This is a genomic window from Aeromonas sp. 600886 (genome assembly GCF_049174935.1).
In the GTDB taxonomy this organism is placed as follows: Bacteria; Pseudomonadota; Gammaproteobacteria; order Enterobacterales; family Aeromonadaceae; genus Aeromonas; species Aeromonas veronii_A.
The window spans coordinates 90594-107870 of the sequence record NZ_JAAKUB010000014.1 but is presented as its reverse complement, the minus strand read 5'-3'; the positions used below and the strand labels follow the sequence as shown (position 1 = coordinate 107870).

Annotated in this window: 17 protein-coding genes and 1 other RNA gene; 8 read left to right on the top strand and 10 right to left on the bottom strand. The window is 60.0% G+C overall.

The genetic code is table 11. The features are described from left to right. Positions 1–47: 47 nt before the first annotated feature. The 4 genes from gcvP to gcvT all read right to left on the bottom strand — a co-directional run bounded on the left by gcvP (position 48) and on the right by gcvT (position 4794). On the bottom strand, positions 48–2924 hold the full coding sequence (gcvP, locus tag G5179_RS12565; protein WP_421258480.1) for an aminomethyl-transferring glycine dehydrogenase: 2877 nt from the start codon (positions 2922–2924) through the stop codon (positions 48–50). After that, positions 2921–3184 (bottom strand): hypothetical protein, encoded by a 264-nt coding sequence (locus tag G5179_RS12560; protein WP_421258479.1) that lies wholly within the window; start codon positions 3182–3184, stop codon positions 2921–2923. The genes gcvP and G5179_RS12560 overlap by 4 nt, the downstream gene beginning before the upstream one ends. 38 nt (positions 3185–3222) lie before the next feature. Continuing rightward, positions 3223–3612, bottom strand: coding sequence for a glycine cleavage system protein GcvH (gcvH, locus tag G5179_RS12555; RefSeq protein ID WP_005333898.1), 390 nt, complete (start codon positions 3610–3612; stop codon positions 3223–3225). 84 nt (positions 3613–3696) lie between these two features. Beyond that, positions 3697–4794: a glycine cleavage system aminomethyltransferase GcvT gene (gene gcvT / locus G5179_RS12550; RefSeq protein ID WP_058056652.1), complete on the bottom strand. Its 1098-nt coding sequence runs from the start codon at positions 4792–4794 to the stop codon at positions 3697–3699. Here gcvT and G5179_RS12545 point away from each other — a divergent pair. Then, on the top strand, positions 4771–4998 hold the full coding sequence (locus G5179_RS12545; RefSeq protein WP_216948418.1) for a hypothetical protein: 228 nt from the start codon (positions 4771–4773) through the stop codon (positions 4996–4998). The two genes, gcvT and G5179_RS12545, sit on opposite strands and share 24 nt — an antisense overlap. Positions 4999–5210: 212 nt before the next feature. On the opposite strand, the gene G5179_RS12540 is transcribed toward G5179_RS12545, so the two are convergent. The 3 genes from G5179_RS12540 to G5179_RS12530 form a co-directional block, all read right to left on the bottom strand. After that, positions 5211–6479 carry an FAD-dependent 2-octaprenylphenol hydroxylase gene (locus G5179_RS12540; protein ID WP_421258483.1) on the bottom strand — a complete coding sequence of 423 codons (1269 nt, stop codon included), beginning with the start codon at positions 6477–6479 and terminating at the stop codon, positions 5211–5213. A 122-nt stretch (positions 6480–6601) separates the two neighbouring features. Further along, entirely contained in the window at positions 6602–7825 is a 1224-nt protein-coding gene (gene ubiH / locus G5179_RS12535) for a 2-octaprenyl-6-methoxyphenyl hydroxylase (protein ID WP_374860748.1), read from the bottom strand. 177 nt (positions 7826–8002) lie between these two features. Then, positions 8003–8572 carry a UPF0149 family protein gene (locus G5179_RS12530; RefSeq protein WP_005346580.1) on the bottom strand — a complete coding sequence of 190 codons (570 nt, stop codon included), beginning with the start codon at positions 8570–8572 and terminating at the stop codon, positions 8003–8005. 173 nt (positions 8573–8745) lie between these two features. Here G5179_RS12530 and zapA point away from each other — a divergent pair, with 173 nt between their 5' ends. Both zapA and ssrS read left to right on the top strand, forming a co-directional pair. After that, positions 8746–9078: a cell division protein ZapA gene (zapA, locus tag G5179_RS12525; RefSeq protein WP_005333910.1), complete on the top strand. Its 333-nt coding sequence runs from the start codon at positions 8746–8748 to the stop codon at positions 9076–9078. Between the two features lie 16 nt (positions 9079–9094). Next, positions 9095–9276: non-coding RNA, 6S RNA (gene ssrS / locus G5179_RS12520), on the top strand. 194 nt (positions 9277–9470) lie between these two features. On the opposite strand, the gene emrD is transcribed toward ssrS, so the two are convergent. The 3 genes from emrD to G5179_RS12505 all read right to left on the bottom strand — a co-directional run bounded on the left by emrD (position 9471) and on the right by G5179_RS12505 (position 12215). Beyond that, on the bottom strand, positions 9471–10667 hold the full coding sequence (emrD, locus tag G5179_RS12515; RefSeq protein ID WP_120414003.1) for a multidrug efflux MFS transporter EmrD: 1197 nt from the start codon (positions 10665–10667) through the stop codon (positions 9471–9473). A 261-nt stretch (positions 10668–10928) separates the two neighbouring features. Continuing rightward, the gene (locus G5179_RS12510; RefSeq protein ID WP_266133853.1) at positions 10929–11591 is read right to left on the bottom strand and encodes a glutathione S-transferase family protein; all 663 of its coding nucleotides are present in this window, start codon (positions 11589–11591) and stop codon (positions 10929–10931) included. 168 nt (positions 11592–11759) lie between these two features. Continuing rightward, positions 11760–12215, bottom strand: a complete 456-nt coding sequence (locus tag G5179_RS12505) for a hypothetical protein (protein WP_421258478.1) — start codon at positions 12213–12215, stop codon at positions 11760–11762. Between the two features lie 199 nt (positions 12216–12414). Between G5179_RS12505 and suhB the strand changes: the two genes are divergently transcribed. The 5 genes from suhB to G5179_RS12480 all read left to right on the top strand — a co-directional run bounded on the left by suhB (position 12415) and on the right by G5179_RS12480 (position 17133). Then, a complete protein-coding gene (suhB, locus tag G5179_RS12500; protein ID WP_021230872.1) occupies positions 12415–13218 on the top strand; it encodes an inositol-1-monophosphatase in 804 nt (267 codons plus the stop codon). A 324-nt stretch (positions 13219–13542) separates the two neighbouring features. Next, positions 13543–14475 (top strand): ZIP family metal transporter, encoded by a 933-nt coding sequence (locus G5179_RS12495; protein ID WP_421258477.1) that lies wholly within the window; start codon positions 13543–13545, stop codon positions 14473–14475. Between the two features lie 168 nt (positions 14476–14643). Next, positions 14644–15336: a 5'-methylthioadenosine/S-adenosylhomocysteine nucleosidase gene (gene mtnN / locus G5179_RS12490; protein WP_021230869.1), complete on the top strand. Its 693-nt coding sequence runs from the start codon at positions 14644–14646 to the stop codon at positions 15334–15336. Beyond that, the gene (locus G5179_RS12485; protein ID WP_421258476.1) at positions 15333–16295 is read left to right on the top strand and encodes a cobalamin biosynthesis protein CobD/CbiB; all 963 of its coding nucleotides are present in this window, start codon (positions 15333–15335) and stop codon (positions 16293–16295) included. Before mtnN ends, G5179_RS12485 begins: the two co-directional genes overlap by 4 nt. Beyond that, positions 16288–17133: a cobalamin-binding protein gene (locus G5179_RS12480; RefSeq protein ID WP_421258475.1), complete on the top strand. Its 846-nt coding sequence runs from the start codon at positions 16288–16290 to the stop codon at positions 17131–17133. The genes G5179_RS12485 and G5179_RS12480 overlap by 8 nt, the downstream gene beginning before the upstream one ends. Positions 17134–17277 lie beyond the last annotated feature (144 nt).

Below are 17277 nucleotides of genomic sequence, written 5' to 3'. Positions count from 1 at the left end.
GGTGGCCCTGTTGTTTATACGGCTTAACTGTTGCTCCTGGACGCCACTTACTTGGCGTAATCCTCGGTCGGAATGCAGGCGCAGAACAGGTTTCGATCACCATACACATCGTCGATGCGGTTCACAGATGGCCACAGCTTGCTGGCGCGCACGGTGTCGGACGGGAAGACCGCCTCGGCGCGGCTGTAGCCACGGGACCACTCTGCATCCATCACGTCATCCTGAGTGTGCGGCGCATGGACCAGCGGGTTATCGGCGAGGCTCCACTGCCCCTCCTGCACCTTGGCAATCTCGGCGCGGATGGAGGTCATCGCCTCGACGAAGCGATCCAGCTCGCGCTTGGATTCCGACTCTGTCGGCTCGACCATCAGGGTACCCGCTACCGGGAAGCTCATGGTCGGTGCGTGGAAGCCGTAGTCCATCAGCCGCTTGGCCACGTCCATCTCGCTGATGCCGGAAGCCTCCTTGAGCGGGCGGATATCCAGAATGCACTCGTGGGCTACCCGACCGTTGCGCCCGGAATAGAGCACCGGGAAGGATTCCCCCAGCTTCTTGGCCAGATAGTTGGCGTTGAGGATCGCTACCTGAGTGGATCTCTTCAGCCCCTCGTCACCCAGCATGGCGATATACATCCAGCTGATGGGCAGGATGCTGGCCGAGCCGAACGGTGCCGCCGACACGGCGCCATTGTCACGGCTCTCCTTGTCGGTCTTGACCACGGCGTGACCGGCCACGAACGGTGCCAGATGTTTCTTCACGCCGATGGGGCCCATGCCCGGGCCGCCACCGCCGTGAGGAATGGCGAAGGTCTTGTGCAGGTTGAGGTGAGATACGTCCGCCCCGATAAAGCCCGGTGCCGTCAATCCAACTTGCGCGTTCATGTTGGCGCCGTCCAGATAGACCTGACCACCGTGCTGGTGAACGATGTCGCACACCTCCTTGATGGTCTCCTCGTACACCCCGTGGGTGGAGGGGTAGGTCACCATCAGACAGGAGAGCTGATCCCCCGCCTCGGCCGCCTTGGCACGCAGATCGTCGAGATCTACGTTGCCGGACTTGTCACAGGCGGTGACGATCACCTTGAGCCCCGCCATCTGGGCAGAGGCCGGGTTGGTGCCGTGGGCAGAAGCTGGGATCAGGCAGATGTCGCGATGCCCCTCGCCGCGGGATTCGTGGTACTTCTTGATGGCCAAGAGACCGGCGTACTCGCCCTGCGCCCCGGAGTTGGGCTGCATGCAGACCGCATCGTAACCGGTCACCTTCACCAGCCAGTTTTCGAGGTCGGCCAGCAGCAGTTGGTAGCCCTTGGCCTGTGCCAGCGGGGCGAACGGGTGCAACTTGCCGAACTCGGGCCAGGTCACCGGGATCATCTCGGCGGTAGCATTGAGCTTCATGGTGCAGGAGCCCAAGGAGATCATGGCGTAGTTGAGCGCCAGATCCTTGGCTTCGAGACGGTGGATATAACGCAGCATCTCGGTTTCGGAGTGGTACTTGTTGAACACCTCGTGGGTCAGCACGGCGTCGGTGCGCAGCAGATCCTGCGGGATGGCGTGATGGGCCTGCGCCGCCTTGTCGAGGGCCTCGATATCCAAGCCGTGGCCTTGACCGAGGAAGAGATCGAACAGCTCGGCCACATCAGCGCGGGTGGTGGTTTCAGAGAGTGACACCCCTACCGCACCGTCGAGATCCGCGCGCAGGTTGATGCCATTAGCTTCAGCCTTGGCAATAAGTGCTGCTTTATCTGCCGTCAGCACGGTCAGGGTATCGAACCAGCTGGCATGCTTGAGGGCCCCCCCCTTGGCCTTGAGGCCAAGCGCCAGAATGGTAGTGAGACGGTGCACGCGGGAGGCGATGGTTTTCAGCCCTACCGGGCCATGGTAGACAGCGTAGAAGCTCGCCATGTTGGCCAGCAGCACCTGAGCGGTACAGATGTTGGAGTTGGCCTTCTCGCGGCGGATATGCTGCTCGCGGGTCTGCATCGCCATGCGCAGTGCGGCCTTGCCGCGGGCATCCTTGGAGACACCGATAATGCGGCCCGGCATGGAGCGCTTGTAGGCATCGCGGGTGGCGAAGAAGGCGGCGTGGGGGCCACCGTAGCCCATGGGCACACCAAAGCGCTGGGCGGAGCCCAACACCACGTCGGCCCCCAGCTCGCCCGGGGATTTGAGCAGCAGCAGAGAGAGCAGATCGGCGCTGACGCAGGCCAGCCCTTTCTGGGCCTGTACCGCGGCAATCAGGGCACGCAAATCTTTCACCTCACCTGTGGTGGTGGGGTACTGGAACAGGGCACCGAACACCTCTTCGCTCACTGCGTCGCTCGCGGCGCCAACCGCCACGTCAAAACCGAAGTGGACCGCGCGCTCCTTGACCACGTCGATCACCTGCGGGTGCACATCATCGGCCACGAAGAAGAGGTTGGATTTGGACTTGGCCATCCGCTTGGCCAGCGCCATCGCCTCGGCGGCGGCGGTCGCTTCATCCAGCAGGGAGGCACTGGCCAGATCCATGCCGGTGAGATCCAGCGTCAGCTGCTGGAAGTTGAGCAGGGCTTCGAGACGGCCCTGCGCCAGCTCGGGCTGGTAGGGGGTGTAGGCGGTATACCAACCCGGATTTTCCAGCACATTGCGCAAAATGACGTGGGGCACATGGGTATCGTGATAACCCATGCCGATGTAGCTCTTGGCAATCTTGTTCTGAGCGGCATAGACCTTGAGCTTGGCCAGCGCCTCCACTTCGGTCATGCCGGCACCGATCCCCAGCGGACCCGGCAGGCAAATGGCGGCGGGCACGGTCTGGGCAATCAGATCGTCCAGACTCTCGGCCCCGACAGTCGCCAGCAGCTGGCGCAGCTCTTCATCGCCCGGGCCGATATGGCGGCGGACAAAATCGTGTTTTTGTTCGAGTTCAAACAGTGACTGGGTCATTTCCCTATTTCCTGATAAATAAGTCCTGGCATGACATCCTGATAACCAAGACCTGATGTTCCTGATCGTCGGCTGATACCGACTCCACTCATGTTCTGGGTCCCGCAGACAGGGTGCGGCACCGGATGCTGCGGCAGCATCAAGAGGGGATCGCCTTGTTGCGAACCGGCCCGTTTGCCCTGGCAAAAGCAGGCAAGCAAACGGCAGGCGCGGACGACTTCACCCTTCCACCAGCCGGTGCTTGCCCGGCTGGCGGTCATACAAAGGGGCCCTGCTGTGTTGGCAGGGCCCGGGGGCATTACTCTTCGTCCACCACGTTCTGGTAGCCTTCGGCATCCAGCAGGTTGGCCAGCTCGCTCTCGTCATCGAGCTTGATGCGGAACAGCCAGCCAGCGCTGTAGGGGTCGGAGTTGACCAGCTCGGGGCTCCCTTCCAGCTCTTCGTTGACGGCGATGATCTCGCCGCTCACCGGGCTGTAGATATCGGAGGCGGCCTTGACCGACTCGGCCACGGCGCAGTCGTCTCCGGCGCTGACCTGCTTGCCCACTTCCGGCAGCTCGACAAACACCATGTCACCCAGCAGCTCCTGGGCGTGCTCGGTGATACCGACCACGGCCTCGCCGTTGGCTTCAACACGGATCCACTCGTGGGAAGTGGCATATTTCAGTTCGCTCGGGATATGGCTCATTTGTGCTTCCTTTGATCTTTGAGTCGCGTTTAAAAACGAATATGAAAAGGGATGGGGGAGGCACTGCCCTCCCCCAAAACGGTATTAAACCAGCTTCTGGCCGTTACGGACGAAAGCGGGCTTGGTGACCTTCACGGTGACCAGCTTTTTGCGGATCTCCACCTCGGCCAATTCACCGATATCGCGGGGCACCCGTGCCAGGGCAATACTGTAGCCCAGGGTGGGGGAGAAAGAGCCGGAGGTGATCACACCTTCCCGCTTCTCACCGTTTGCCGCTGTGAAGGTGACCGGCATACCGGCACGCAGCACCCCTTTCTCTTCCATCACCAGCCCCACCAGCTTGGGCTGGTTGCCCGCCGCTTTCTGTGCTTCCAGCACATCACGGCCGATGAAATTGCGATCGCTCGGCTCCCAGGCGATGGTCCAGGCCATGTTGGCGGCGAGTGGAGAGATTGACTCGTCCATATCCTGACCGTAGAGGTTCATCCCCGCCTCGAGGCGCAGGGTATCGCGAGCACCGAGACCACACGGGGCGACGCCGTTATCCAGCAGCGCTTGCCACAGCTCGCAGGCTTTCTCTTGCGGCACTACGATTTCATAACCATCTTCGCCGGTGTAGCCGGTAGTGGCGATAAAGAGATCGCCAGCCTGCACGCCGAAGAAGGGTTTCATCCCCACCACGGCGGTACGCTGAGCGGCGCTCAGCACGGCCGCAGCCTTGACCTTGGCGTTGGGGCCCTGCACCGCAATCATCGCAAGCTCCGGACGCTCGGTCACTGTGATGTCGAAATCGATGGCGTGATGGCGGATCCAGGCCAGATCCTTCTCGCGGGTAGCGGAGTTGACCACCAGCCGGTAGAAGGTATCGGTTAGGTAATAGGTGATGAGATCATCGATCACGCCGCCTTCCGGATTGAGCATGCCGCTGTAAAGGGCCTTGCCGGGGGCAGTGAGTTTGGCCACGTCATTGGCCAGCAGGTGTTGCAGAAAGGCTTTAACCCGTTCGCCGGTCAAATCGACGATGGTCATGTGGGAGACATCGAACATACCGGCATCGCTGCGCACCGCGTGGTGCTCTTCCAGCTGGGAGCCGTAGTTGATGGGCATTTCCCAACCGTGGAAGTCCACCATCTTGGCGCCGGCTTCCAGGTGTTTGGGATGCAGTACAGTAGTCTGGATCATCGCATTCTTTCCTTAGCAAAAAGCCTTTTCGCTTTGGCGACCACCCTTGCGATCCGTGCCACCGCTCTGACTGCACTACGTACAGCAAAAAGCGACCGGATCCAAAAGTGTGTGCTCGCTCCTGCCCTTGCCAGGCAAGAGGGATTCCTTGAACGGAGCGGATTATATGACAAGCAGGCGAGCGTGCCGCTCAAAAAAAACTAATCCCCTCCCGTAAAACCGACTCCAGACACTAAGATAAATGCAGTGATAAAAACAGCCATAAGCCGACTCAGGCGAGATTAAATTTTGATTTTTACCGTTTCGTCACAATTTGCAGAAAAACGTTTCGCTCCAGAGCAAAATTAAAGGCTGACACCCAAAACGGGTCATCAGCCTTGTCGGATTACTTTTGTTGTCAAAAACGGCGAGTAATATTAGTTTTTTTCACCCTTGGCCTGCATGGCACTGCCCTTGGTCGCAGCAACAGCCCAGTCAGGACGGGCCAATGCGGGCAACTCTCCCTCCAGCCCCATGGCGGCGCGGATCACCCCCGCCTTGAAGGGCGTCAGCAGATTGGCCGCGCGCAATCCGACGCCTCGCACCAGCTTCTTGAGCGGGTTGGCCCCGCTGAACAGCCGCTTGAGCCCTTCCATCGCAGCGAGCATGCGAGCCGCTTCGCTCTTGCGCCAGCGCTCGTAGCTGCGCAGGTTGGCGAGCAGGCCGATATCCTCACCCGCGGCATGATTTTGCAAGATCTGCTCCGCCAGCGCGGCGGCATCCAGCAGGCCGAGGTTGACCCCCTGCCCCGCCAGCGGGTGGATGGTGTGGGCGGCATCTCCCACCAGCACCAGCCGCTCGCGAGCAAAATCGCGGGCATAGCGGGCGGTAAGAGGAATCGCGCTGCGCGGCCCCTCCACCTTGCACAGACCGAGCCGGGCATCGAAGGCGGCGGTAAGCTGGCGATTGAACTGCTCGTCATCGCAGGTGCAGAGCACCTCGGCGCGGGCCGCAGGCAGCGACCAGACGATGGAACAGAGGTTCTCTTGCCACAGCGGCAAAAAGGCGAGCGGGCCATCCGGGGTGAAGATCTGGCGTGCAACAGCTTCATGGGGTTCGGCGCAGCGCACCGTCGCCACCAGGGCGTGGTGACCGTAATCCCAGCTGGTGAGCGGGATATCAGCCTGACGGCGCACCCAGGAGTGGGCGCCATCGGCAGCCACCACCAGTTTGGCCGAGATGGCCTGACCATCTTCAAGGAGCAGCAGGGCGCCCGCCGGGCCGCTCTGCAGGCTCTTGGCTCTGGCGGGGGTCAGCAACTGGATATTGCTGGCACCTTCAATTGCCTCAAGCAGCGCCAGCTGGATCACCCGATTCTCGACGATATGGCCGAGGTTGGCCTGACGCAGGCTGGCGGCATCGAAGTCGATATGGCCAAAACTGTCCTGCTCCCACACCGCCATCTTGTCGTAGGCCTGCAGGCGGCGCGCTTCAATGCCGTCCCAGGCGCCGACATGGCGCAGGATCTGCTGGCTGGCCAGACTCAGGGCGCTGACCCGGTTATCGGCCACCTCCCCCAGCTGCGGGTCGGGCAATTGCCCCTCCACCACCAGCACCTTGAGGGCGCTATGTTTCAGGGCCGCAGCGAGCCCCAACCCCACCATGCCGCCACCGACAATCACCACATCCACATTTTGCATCTGCATCATCTCATCCTTTCAGGGCTGACCGACTGGCCAGCGAGGTGACGCCCGCAGGCATCACCTCTTTATTCAATAGGTTTTGATCAACGAATGGTGGTCAACAGGTTCCACTCAACAAGTGCTGGCTAGTTGCCGCACACATCAGCGACAAAGCCCAGGGTGCGCGAGGCAAGCGGCGCCTTGAGGCACGGGAATCGCCCCATCAGGGTGAGCGCCAGATTGCGCCCCGCCACCAGCGGATCGTGACCATTGGAGAAGAGCTGGGCCAGCGAAGAGGTGAGCCAGACGGTCTGCTCCTGATCGCGCTGACGCTGCTGCCAGTAGCCGCTCAGCACCTTGAAGCTGCCGATATCCTCCCCCTCTGCCAACGCCTTGGCTACGGCGCCGGTAAGCAGGTCGAGATCCCGCATCCCGAGGTTGAAGCCCTGTCCGGCAATGGGGTGCAGGGCGTGGGCGGCATTACCGACCAGCACGGTGCGCTGGGCCAGCGGGTAGTCGCAGGCGGTCAGAATGAGCGGATAGACGTTACGCACGCCGCATCGCTCGAAGCGACCAAGCCGCCAGCCAAAGGCCTGCTGCAGACGGGCAAGAAACGCCGCCTCATCGAGGGCCGTCAGCTCATCCACCTCATGCTGCCCGACGCTCCATACCAGCGAGGATAGCCCCTCCTGCATCGGCAGCAGGGCCAGCGGCCCCCCTTCGGTAAAACGCTCGAAGGCGCGTCCCTCAGGGTCTTGCGCCGTTTTGACCGTGGCGATGATGGCGTGCTGCTCAAAGTCGTGGCGGGTCACCGGCAACTTGAAGTGCTGACGCACAAAGGAGTTGCCGCCGTCTGCCGCCACCAGCAGGCGGGTCTCAATCTGTTCACCGCTCTCGAGGGTGAGGGTCACCTTCTCCTCATCGGGCGCAATCTCGCTCACCCGAGCCGGACAGCAGACCCGGATATTGGGAGAGGCCGCCATCGCCCGTTGCAGCTCATGACCGGCAGCTGCCAGCTCGATCACCTGGCCCAGCGCGGGCAGACCGTATTCGGCAGCCGACAGGCGAGCCTGACCGAAGTGGCCCCGATCCGAGACATGAATCTGGGTAATGGGGGCGCAATGGGGGGCAAACAGCGGCCAGAGTCCGCGTCGCAACAGCGCATCACAGGTACCGGCCGAGAGCGCAATGGCGCGGGCGTCGAACCCTGAATGGGTGTGCTGTTCGGGGACGCTTGCCTCCAGCAGCAGGATCTCGAGGGGGGAGCCATCGGATCGAAGCAGGGCTGCCAGCGAGAGGGCCAGCACGGCGCCGCTCATTCCACCGCCGACCAGGGTGACATCGACCTGTCGCACATCAGATTGAGACATAAGCAGAGAGGAAGAAGTGAAAAAGGTGGCCTCATGCTATCACAAAGCCGCTGGCCGAATGCGAGGTCATCGGCAAAAAACCGGTTGCGCCTCACAGGGTTAGCTACCACAAGGAAATAAAAAAGAGCGCCATCAGGCGCTCTTGCAGATTCAGTAAGGGTCGCGTTGACCCGCACCTTAATGAAGAGTCGGTGGTGCACTCGGGGTATCGGGGCGCTTGCCAAACTCTTCGAAGGCCATCATGACCCCCAGTTTGACGTGTTCGTAGAGCACCAGGAAAGAGGCTTCGTTCTCGTCATCTTCCTGATCGAACTCGGCGGAGACCTGAGTGATGCTGGCGATATCCTGGATCATCTCCTGCAGCTCTTCAGACGCGCGGGAGAGCTCCTGCTGCACCACGCCAAAACCGGCCAGAAATGCCTGTGACCAGTCCACCAGCGAATCGATGCGCTCATCGAGGGGAGCATCATCACTTGGCAGTAGCAGCTCGACGCCCTTCTGGGCCATCAGGCTCTCGACTACATTGTGATAAAGATCGGTCATCACCTGGCGCACCGGGGCCGGCAGGCCGAAACCGTCGTTCACCAGATCGTTGAAATGGGGCACCCAACTCTTGTCGTCTAGTGCCACACCGCCGCACACCAGACCGCAGATCACACCATGGGCCTCTACTGCGCTGGCCATCAGCTCATGTTGTTCCATGATGTCGGCCACTGCCGCATATTTAAGGGGGTTCGTTTTGCTCATCGAGGATCCGCTCAAAGTTCAGTCAAATTTACAGAATTAATGGTCAGGATCCTAGCATTCTCCCTCTTGCAGAGCCAGCAAGGCCTTGAAACTTATGCATCTGCGCTATATAGTCCCGCCCAGTTGTCCACGTGGATAAAGGCGGAAATCAGCTCCGCCGTATTGAGGAAGGCATGAGCACAGAGGCCGTAGAAATCGTCATTTTGGGACGTCCCTACAAGGTATCCTGTCCCTTGGGACAGCAGGATGCCCTGCGCCAGGCCGCCGAGCAGCTGACCGACAAGTTGATCGACCTGCGTCAACGCTCCAAAGTCTCCAGCAACGAGCAATTGGCTATCATGGCGGCGCTCAATTTCTGTCATGAGCTCTGCCTTGAAAAAGAGAAGAACCACCAATACTCTGAGACCATGGACAAGCGGATCAAGATGCTGCAGCGCACCATCGAAGCGGCCCTGATCGAGCACGGACAATATGGTGATTCCAGCGAAGAGGGGCAGCAGCCCTAATCGCAAACCGTTTTAAAATTCCCTGGGATGTTTGTCAGCCGGTTCAAGTCCCCGAGCCGATATTCATACCAAACAGGGGATCTGCCTTCTGGCTATTGCGCATGCTCGGCACGACCGAGAAGCCTGCGGTCAGATCCGATCCCCGCCTTGAACCGACGGTTCAAGGGCCCAAACCGGCAACGGCATCTCGGGGTACCAACAGCAAAAGCCCGTCACCAGCGTGACGGGCTTTTTCTTTGCCTGATGATCAACGAACTGTCCCGTCCTGAATATGGTTTACACCTTTCGCCCAATAAATGGAGAACCCAATGGGACAAGGTGTGAAACGGACACTGCCATAACGACAAAGCCCGCCAAACAGGCGGGCTTTGTTTTGCAGCAGGCAAGCAAATTTAGATGGCCATCTGCTCGTGAGGCGAGCCGTGGTGACGCAGCCAGACAAAACTCAGCGCCACGATCAGCACCATCAGGGTCATGATGGCACCCAGAGTCACCTGACCGGTCATCGGGAAACCGGCGGCCAGCAGGGTCACCACACCGGCACCCAGATTCTGCATCCCGCCGAGAATGGCCCCCGCGGTGCCGGCCTGACCCGGGAAGGGCTCGATGGCGCAGGAGGTGGCGGTCGGGTAGAGAATACCGCTACCGATGAAGTAGACAGCCGCACCACCGACCAGCGAGGCGGCACTCACCACCCCGAACAGCCCCGGCACCAGAATAATGAGGGAGCCGAGCGCCAGAAAGGCGATCCCCAGACGCATCAGCTTGCCCTGAGTCAAACGAAAGCTCAGCTTGGCAGAGAGCCAGGCCCCGAACAGATAGCCGGGCAGCGGCAGCACGAACAGCACGCTCACGGTACGGGCGCTCAGTTTCAGCACATCGCCCAGCAGCACACCGGCCGCAGCCTCGAACACTGCCAAACCGGCAAAGGTCGCCATCAGGCAAAGCAGGTTGCCCTGAAACTTGGGGTTGCCCAGCACGTGGCGATAGGCAGCACCGACGCGCAGTGGCTGACGGGCAGCAGCAGGCAGAGTTTCACCAAACCAGGCCATGATCGCCAGAGTGGCTACGGCACCAAAACCGAACAGGAACCAGTAACCGGCACGCCAGTTGAACAGCTCAGTCAGCCATCCCCCCAGTACCGGTGCCAGCAGCGGGGAGAAGATCACCCCCATGCTGACCAGACTGTTGGCGCGGTTGAGCTCGGCGCCATTGTAGCGATCCCGCATCACGGTACGGCTCATGGCGCCACCGGCACCGGTACCCAGCCCCTGAATAAAGCTGCCCACCAGCAGGGCGGCAAAATGGGGGATGACCTGAATGATCAAGGTTCCTACCAGAAATACCATCATGCCGACGATTAGCACCGGACGACGACCGATGCGATCCGACAGCGGCCCGTAGACAAACTGGGAGAGGCCATAGGGGATCAGGTAACAGGCCATCACCGCCTGCAACTGGCCCGAGGCCACATTGAAATCCTCCGCCATCATGGGAATGGAGGGGACATAGAGGGTCTGGGTCATCTGGCCCACAGCGACCATCAGAATGGTCAGTAAAAACAACGGATAAAAACTGTGCCGATCCATATCAGTCCCAAAAAATCGAAAAAATGCTACCGCCCTCTGGCACAAAATAGCCCAGAGGAATCCGATCACAGATGCTGTGATGCAATCAAAAACAGTGTTGGAAACAGTAGGCGGGGAGCCCGCCAGACCACCGCACAGGACGCTTGGTGGTATGGGGGCATCATAGTGATTCAGCTCACAGAAAACGAACGAATCTTTATAATCGGCTTGCCTTAGTTTTTCTAATATTACGGAGCTTTACGCCCCGTCAGCAGTTAAAAATCAACGGGTTACCATCTGCTGCGCCTGCTTGATCAGCTCATCGGGCTGCTCCTTGCGTGGCGGTATGGTGATCCCCTTCTGGCAGGCAGGTTTCTCTGCCATGCGATCCATCCAGGCTTGCAGATGGGGCAATCCCTCGATGGAGATGCCGCTCCAGTCATAAATACGCACCCAGGGCCAGGTGGCAATATCGGCGATGCTGTACTCGTCCGCCAGATATTCGTGATGGGCCAGATGGCTGTCGAGCACCTCGAATAGACGGCGCCCCTCTTTCTGATAGCGTTCGATGGCGGCGGGGATCTTCTCGGGAAAGTAGCGATAGAAGACGTTGGCCTGCCCCATCATGGGCCCTACCCCACCCATCTGGAACATCAGCCACTGGATAGCCTGAGAGCGGTGTTTGGGATCGGCCGGCAACAATTTGCCTGCTTTCTCCGCCAGATAGATGAGGATGGCGCCCGACTCGAATACGGCAAAATCGTCATTATCCCGATCGACGATAGCCGGAATACGGCCATTTGGGTTGATGGCGAGAAACTCGGGCTTCTTCTGATCCAGTGCTGAGAGATCGAGAGGAATGACCCGATAGGGCAAACCCAGCTCTTCGAGGGCGATCGCCACTTTGAAACCATTGGGGGTCGCGGCGGTGTAAAAGTCGATCATGATTCACTCCTTGTTGGTCATAGCCAGATTGCACGGTTGGAACAGGGTGCAACACCATAGCCGCCTCATCTTGCAACAAGTGACCGGCTCCAGACCATTAAAAAGCGACGCACCGCTGGCCAAACAAGGCTACGGTGCGCCGCTAGTGCGCTCTGGCAATGGTAAATGCTAGTTGAGCGTGGCGACCGGCTTGCGCTGGCGCAGCATGATCAGGCGGGAAAGCAACGGGAAGTAAGACTCCAGTTTGCGCAGCAGCACCCGGCTGCAGGCAGGCTCGGCCAGCTCAGACTCATCCAGCACGATGCCGTTTGAGACAAAATAGAAACGGGGGTCACGCACATCCGGCCCACAGACCGTCAGCTCCTTGTCTCCCTTGCGGATCAGCAACGGCAAGACCGGCAAACCGATCGTCTCATCCTCTCCCCGGGTAAATCCGGCATCCTGCCAGGGCGCATCGCCGTCGATCAGCAGGATCGCCGCCTCCGTCTTGGCCGGTTGCCACTGGGCAAGGGGGGTCACGGTGATGTGGGCAAAGTGATCACCATACTCGGGTGATGACCGCAAGATGGCCAACAGTCCCTCGCTGGCCGCAGACACGTTCTGACTCACTAATGACAAATTCATGGTTCACATCCCTATGCTCATGACAGCCTGTATCCGGCTGCTGGGATAAGACTAGCGCAGATCTGGTCTATATTGGAGCCGTCAAATCTGGCAGTGGTAATCAATTGGTCGTAGGGGGATAACAGTTGCCATCGCACAAAATACTGGTATCATACCGCGTCCTTTTATCCCCCGTTCTTTAACATCCAGTGGTGAACCTATGCATCCGATGCTGAATATCGCCGTGCGCGCTGCGCGCAACGCCGGTCAAGTTGTAGTAAAAGCCTTCTCCCAGCCTGAGAACATTGAGGCTATCCAAAAAGGCAGCAATGACTTCGTGACCAACGTTGACCGTGAAGCCGAAGCGGCCATCATTCACACCATCAAAAAATCTTACCCAGAGCACAGCATTGTTGCTGAAGAGTCTGGTGAGATTGCCGGTACCAATCCGGACTACCAATGGATCATTGACCCACTGGATGGCACGACCAACCTGGTCAAAGGCATTCCGCACTTTGCCGTCTCCATCGCCCTGCGCGTGAAAGGCAAAACCGAACAAGCCGTTGTTTACGATCCCATCCGTGACGAACTGTTTACTGCTACCCGTGGTAGCGGCGCCCAGCTGAACGGCTACCGCATTCGTGTCGGCAAAGCCAAAGAGCTGGCTGGCACCGTGCTGGCGACCGGTTTCCCGTTCAAGCAGAAGCATCACATCGAGCCTTACCTGAAGATGTTCCAGAGCATGTTCATCGAATGTGCCGACATCCGTCGCTCCGGCTCTGCCGCACTGGATCTGGCCTACGTGGCTGCCGGTCGTGTCGACGGTTTCTGGGAAATCGGCCTCAAGCCCTGGGACACCGCTGCCGGTGAGCTGCTGGCCAAAGAAGCCGGCGCCATCGTCACCGACTTCGTTGGTGGCCACAACTACGAAAACTCCGGCAACATCGTGGTTGCCAACCCGCGCGTCCTGAAAGAGATGCTCGGCAAGATCCGCGAAGAGCTGCCGGAGTCCCTGGCCAAATAAGCCAGCTCCCCAGCATTCACCAAGACAAGAAAACCGGCGCAAGCCGGTTTTTTTGTTTCTGTTATCCGAACACCAAGGCAGACATCTGCAGCTGATTTAAAAGAGTTGGCGATGCATCCCCACTTGCCACTCAACATCCACTTCTGTCATTTGCAGACAACCCCTCTTGCCCCCGCCTTTGGCGACCGATAAGAGTCCCCATGTGGTTGCCTGGATAAACTCTTTCCAGATTTTCAGATAGTGGCAATCGCCCTGCAGACATGGACAAGGGGCGGCCGAATCGATGTAATGCCACCATCCACTTTACACACTCGAGGTCATGCCATGGACCATCTCTCTGCTCTCCCCCCGTTATCATGGTCACAGCAGCTGCGTAGCCAGATGCAAAGCCGCCCGCTCACCGCACTCGGCCTCTTTATCGCGCTGGCAGCCGTCTTGTTGCTGCTGTTGCAGAGTCTCATCATGCTCGCTACCGGCGAAGTGACCAGCGGCGTGCGCTACGGCCTTATCGGTGGTGCCGCCGGATTTGCCGCCACCGCTATCGGCGCCCTGCCCGCCCTGTTACTGCGCTCGGTACCACAAAAGGTAGAGGACACCATGCTGGGCTTTGCCGCCGGCATGATGCTGGCCGCCAGTGCCTTCTCACTACTGCTGCCGGGGCTGGAGGCCGCCGAGGGGATCACCGGCAACGGCTTTAGCGCCGCCGCCGTAGTGGTAGTTGGCATGACCCTCGGGGTGCTGTTGATGCTGGGGCTGGATCAGTTCACCCCGCACGAGCACGACAAAACCGGCCCCTGCGGCCCCGGCCATGAGAGCTGCTCCCGGGTCTGGCTGTTCGTCTTTGCCATCGCCCTGCACAACCTGCCGGAGGGGATGGCCATCGGGGTGAGCTTCTCGCAGGGTGATATGTCGGTGGGGCTGCCGCTCACCACCGCTATCGCACTGCAGGATATACCCGAAGGACTGGCGGTAGCGCTGGCCATGTGCGCCGCCGGTTTTCGCCCCTCTGTCGCGGTGCTGGTTGCCATCGCCAGCGGCCTGCTCGAACCGGTTGGCGCCCTGCTCGGGGTGGGGCTCTCCAGCGGCCTTGCCATCGCCTACCCCATCGGACTTGGGCTCGCCGCCGGTGCCATGCTGTTTGTGGTCTCGCACGAGGTGATCCCGGAGACTCACCGCAACGGTCACCAGACCTATGCCACCCTCGGCCTGATGGCGGGCTTTGCCCTGATGATGACCCTCGATACTGCGCTCGGCTAAAGGCACTCTCCCCTCCTCATCAATGCTTTTTGTCACCTGCGGCGCTCCCATATGGAGCGCCGCGCTTCATCTCTCCTTTCGCTTGTGCCTCTCGGCGCCGACGCCATCTTTTGTTATGATCTACAGCAACTTAAATTCAGCCACACGGCTATCAAGACGAGGTCAGCAATGAAAGTAGGTATTATCGGCGCCATGGAGCAAGAAGTGGCCCTGCTGCGCAGCCAGATGAGCAACCCCACCACCCTGCAACTGGGCGGCTGCGAGTTCTATCAAGGGGAGCTGGCAGGCAAAGAGGTGATCCTGACCCGCTCCGGTATCGGTAAGGTCGCCGCCAGCGTGGCCACCAGCCTGCTGCTGGAAAAATTTGCCCCCGACTGCGTCATCAATACCGGCTCTGCGGGCGGCTTTGCCCAAGACCTGCATATCGGTGATGTGGTGATCGCCAGCGAGATGCGTTTCCACGATGTCGACGTGACCGCCTTTGGTTACGAGATGGGCCAGATGGCGCAGCAACCCGCCGCCTTCCCCTGCGACGAGAAACTCATCGCGGTCGCTCAGGATTGCATCGCCGAGCAGGGCAAGCACCAAACCAAGGTTGGCCTTATCTGTACCGGCGATCAGTTCATGTGTAAACCGGACGCCATCGCCAAGGCTCGCGCCGACTTCCCGCAGATGCTGGCGGTCGAGATGGAAGGTGCCGCCATCGGTCAGGTGTGCCACATGTTCAAAGTGCCCTATCTGGTGGTGCGCGCCATGTCCGATATCGCCGGCAAGGAACAGGTTGAATCCTTCGATGCCTTCATCGAAGTGGCCGGCAAGCACTCCGCCGAAGTGATCATCAAGATGCTCGGCAAGCTGTGATCGAGACCGGCTCGCTTGATTTGATGGCCGACGCCCTCCTCTCGACGACGGCGGCCATTCTGGTAGGTGCTGCCCTGCTGGAGGCGGTGATCCCGTGGCCATCCCATCTGCGTCTTTCGGCCGTCACGCCCCTGCTGACCCGGCTGGGGCACAAGGTACACAGACCCGATGGTTCACCCGGCCAGCAAATGCAGGCCGGCCTGCTGGCAATGCTGGTAGTCTGGCTCCCCTGCGCAGCCGGGCTCTGGTCGCTTCGCAATCTGGCCCTGAGCGAGCCGGTCTTCGACCTGCTGTTCCTGCTGCTGATGCTCGAATCCCGCCCACTACGCGAACTCGCCCATGCCACCCGCTCGCTCGCCACCCAGGAGACCCTGCCGCTGGCGAGATTGCAGTCTGCCCCCTGGCTCAAGCGGGAGACCGGTAAACTCTCGCCCATGGGGCTCGCCAAAGCAGTGACGGAGAGCTGCGCCCTGCGCCTGGTGGGCCAATGGGCTGGCCCGCTGCTGGGATTTGCCCTGGCTGGCGTACAGGGCGCCCTGCTCTGGCGGCTGGTGCAGCTGATGAACCTGAGCTGGAGTCGCAAAGATCCCGCCTTCGACCATTTTGGTCGCGCCGCCAGCACCCTCTATCAGGGGCTCAATGCCCCCGTCATTTTGTTGCTGGGGCTGCCACTGCTGGCAAGCCGTCTCAAGCAGGCAGCGCAGTTGCTGCGAAGTGGCGCGCTCTGGCCCTATCCCGCCATGGGGATGCTGCTCACCCTGCTGGTAGACAAGTGCCGGATCCGCCTTGGTGGCCCTCGCTACTATCAGGGGGCTCTCCAGCGCTGGCCAGTCATCGGCACAGGTGCTGAGCCAGATAGCGAGACTCCGCGCAAGGTGCTCAACATTCTGCAAGGATGCGGCTGGGGCTGGTTGATACTGGCGCTGGTTGTCACGATAGCGGGGTTATTTCATGGATAGATGGCTGCGATTGCCGATCTGGCTGCCCTGCGTGCTGGTTGCCTGGTTGCCCGGCGTACTGTTTGCCGCGACTCCGAGCCGGGTGGTGAGCGTGGTACCCCATCTTACCGAACTGCTTTACGACATCGGTGCCGGTGACAAACTGGTGGCCGTTGATGATGCCTCAGACTATCCCGCCGAAGTGAAAACCAAGCCCAAGGTGGCCAATTATCGCAGCATCAATGTCGAGGCCCTGCTGGCACAAAAGCCGGACTTGATCCTCGGCTGGCGCTCGGCCCAGTCACGAATGCTGGCACCGCTGGAACAACTGGGAATCCCGATTTTCTACTCAGAGCCCACCGATTTTGCCTCGCTGGCCACCGAGATGCGGGCCCTGGGCAAATTGCTGGGTGTGGAAAAGAGTGCCAACGAGGCCGCCGATCGCTATCTGGCGCGCCTGCATGAGCTGCAACAGCGTTATGGACAATCAACCGGCGTCAAGGTGTTCTACCAGCTCTGGTACCCACCGCTCACCAGCGTCAGTGGCAATGCCTGGCCGGCTCAGGCCATCGAACTCTGCGGCGGGGTCAACGTCATGGCAAATGCCAAGACCCCCTACCCTCAAGTGGACATGGAACAGGTGATCAAAGCGAACCCCGCGCTGATCCTGGCGGGGAGTCAAGATCCTGACGCCCTGAATCACTGGCAAAAGTGGCCCAATCTCGATGCGGTGCAGCACCAGCGACTCGATTTGATCAACTCGGATGAACTACACCGCTTCACCCCGAGAGCCCTCAATGGGGTTGAAGAGGTTTGCCAGGCTATTCAGCTAAGCACGCAGAGCTCCAGCACATCTTGATAAAGCTCTACTGATGCGAGCCAATCCGAGGTGGTCTGGGTGCGCCCAAATCTTTGAAACTGTTTTTGTGAATGGATCACACTCTTTGCCAAAAAAGCTGGTACTTTATTTGCTAGCATATGATTCATCTACTGTTTTTATGAC

What these genes read in the sequence shown, in the direction of transcription:
- gcvP (WP_421258480.1), bottom strand. Translation starts at nt 2,924, where the DNA reads ATGACCCAGTCACTGTTTGAACTCGAACAAAAACACGATTTTGTCCGC.
- gcvT (WP_058056652.1), bottom strand. Translation starts at nt 4,794, where the DNA reads ATGATCCAGACTACTGTACTGCATCCCAAACACCTGGAAGCCGGCGCC.
- emrD (WP_120414003.1), bottom strand. Translation starts at nt 10,667, where the DNA reads ATGGATCGGCACAGTTTTTATCCGTTGTTTTTACTGACCATTCTGATG.
- G5179_RS12560 (WP_421258479.1), bottom strand. Translation starts at nt 3,184, where the DNA reads ATGACCGCCAGCCGGGCAAGCACCGGCTGGTGGAAGGGTGAAGTCGTC.
- G5179_RS12505 (WP_421258478.1), bottom strand. Translation starts at nt 12,215, where the DNA reads ATGAATTTGTCATTAGTGAGTCAGAACGTGTCTGCGGCCAGCGAGGGA.
- zapA (WP_005333910.1), top strand. Translation starts at nt 8,746, where the DNA reads ATGAGCACAGAGGCCGTAGAAATCGTCATTTTGGGACGTCCCTACAAG.
- mtnN (WP_021230869.1), top strand. Translation starts at nt 14,644, where the DNA reads ATGAAAGTAGGTATTATCGGCGCCATGGAGCAAGAAGTGGCCCTGCTG.
- G5179_RS12495 (WP_421258477.1), top strand. Translation starts at nt 13,543, where the DNA reads ATGGACCATCTCTCTGCTCTCCCCCCGTTATCATGGTCACAGCAGCTG.
- G5179_RS12540 (WP_421258483.1), bottom strand. Translation starts at nt 6,479, where the DNA reads ATGCAGATGCAAAATGTGGATGTGGTGATTGTCGGTGGCGGCATGGTG.
- gcvH (WP_005333898.1), bottom strand. Translation starts at nt 3,612, where the DNA reads ATGAGCCATATCCCGAGCGAACTGAAATATGCCACTTCCCACGAGTGG.
- suhB (WP_021230872.1), top strand. Translation starts at nt 12,415, where the DNA reads ATGCATCCGATGCTGAATATCGCCGTGCGCGCTGCGCGCAACGCCGGT.
- G5179_RS12530 (WP_005346580.1), bottom strand. Translation starts at nt 8,572, where the DNA reads ATGAGCAAAACGAACCCCCTTAAATATGCGGCAGTGGCCGACATCATG.
- G5179_RS12480 (WP_421258475.1), top strand. Translation starts at nt 16,288, where the DNA reads ATGGATAGATGGCTGCGATTGCCGATCTGGCTGCCCTGCGTGCTGGTT.
- G5179_RS12545 (WP_216948418.1), top strand. Translation starts at nt 4,771, where the DNA reads ATGCAGTACAGTAGTCTGGATCATCGCATTCTTTCCTTAGCAAAAAGC.
- ubiH (WP_374860748.1), bottom strand. Translation starts at nt 7,825, where the DNA reads ATGTCTCAATCTGATGTGCGACAGGTCGATGTCACCCTGGTCGGCGGT.
- G5179_RS12510 (WP_266133853.1), bottom strand. Translation starts at nt 11,591, where the DNA reads ATGATCGACTTTTACACCGCCGCGACCCCCAATGGTTTCAAAGTGGCG.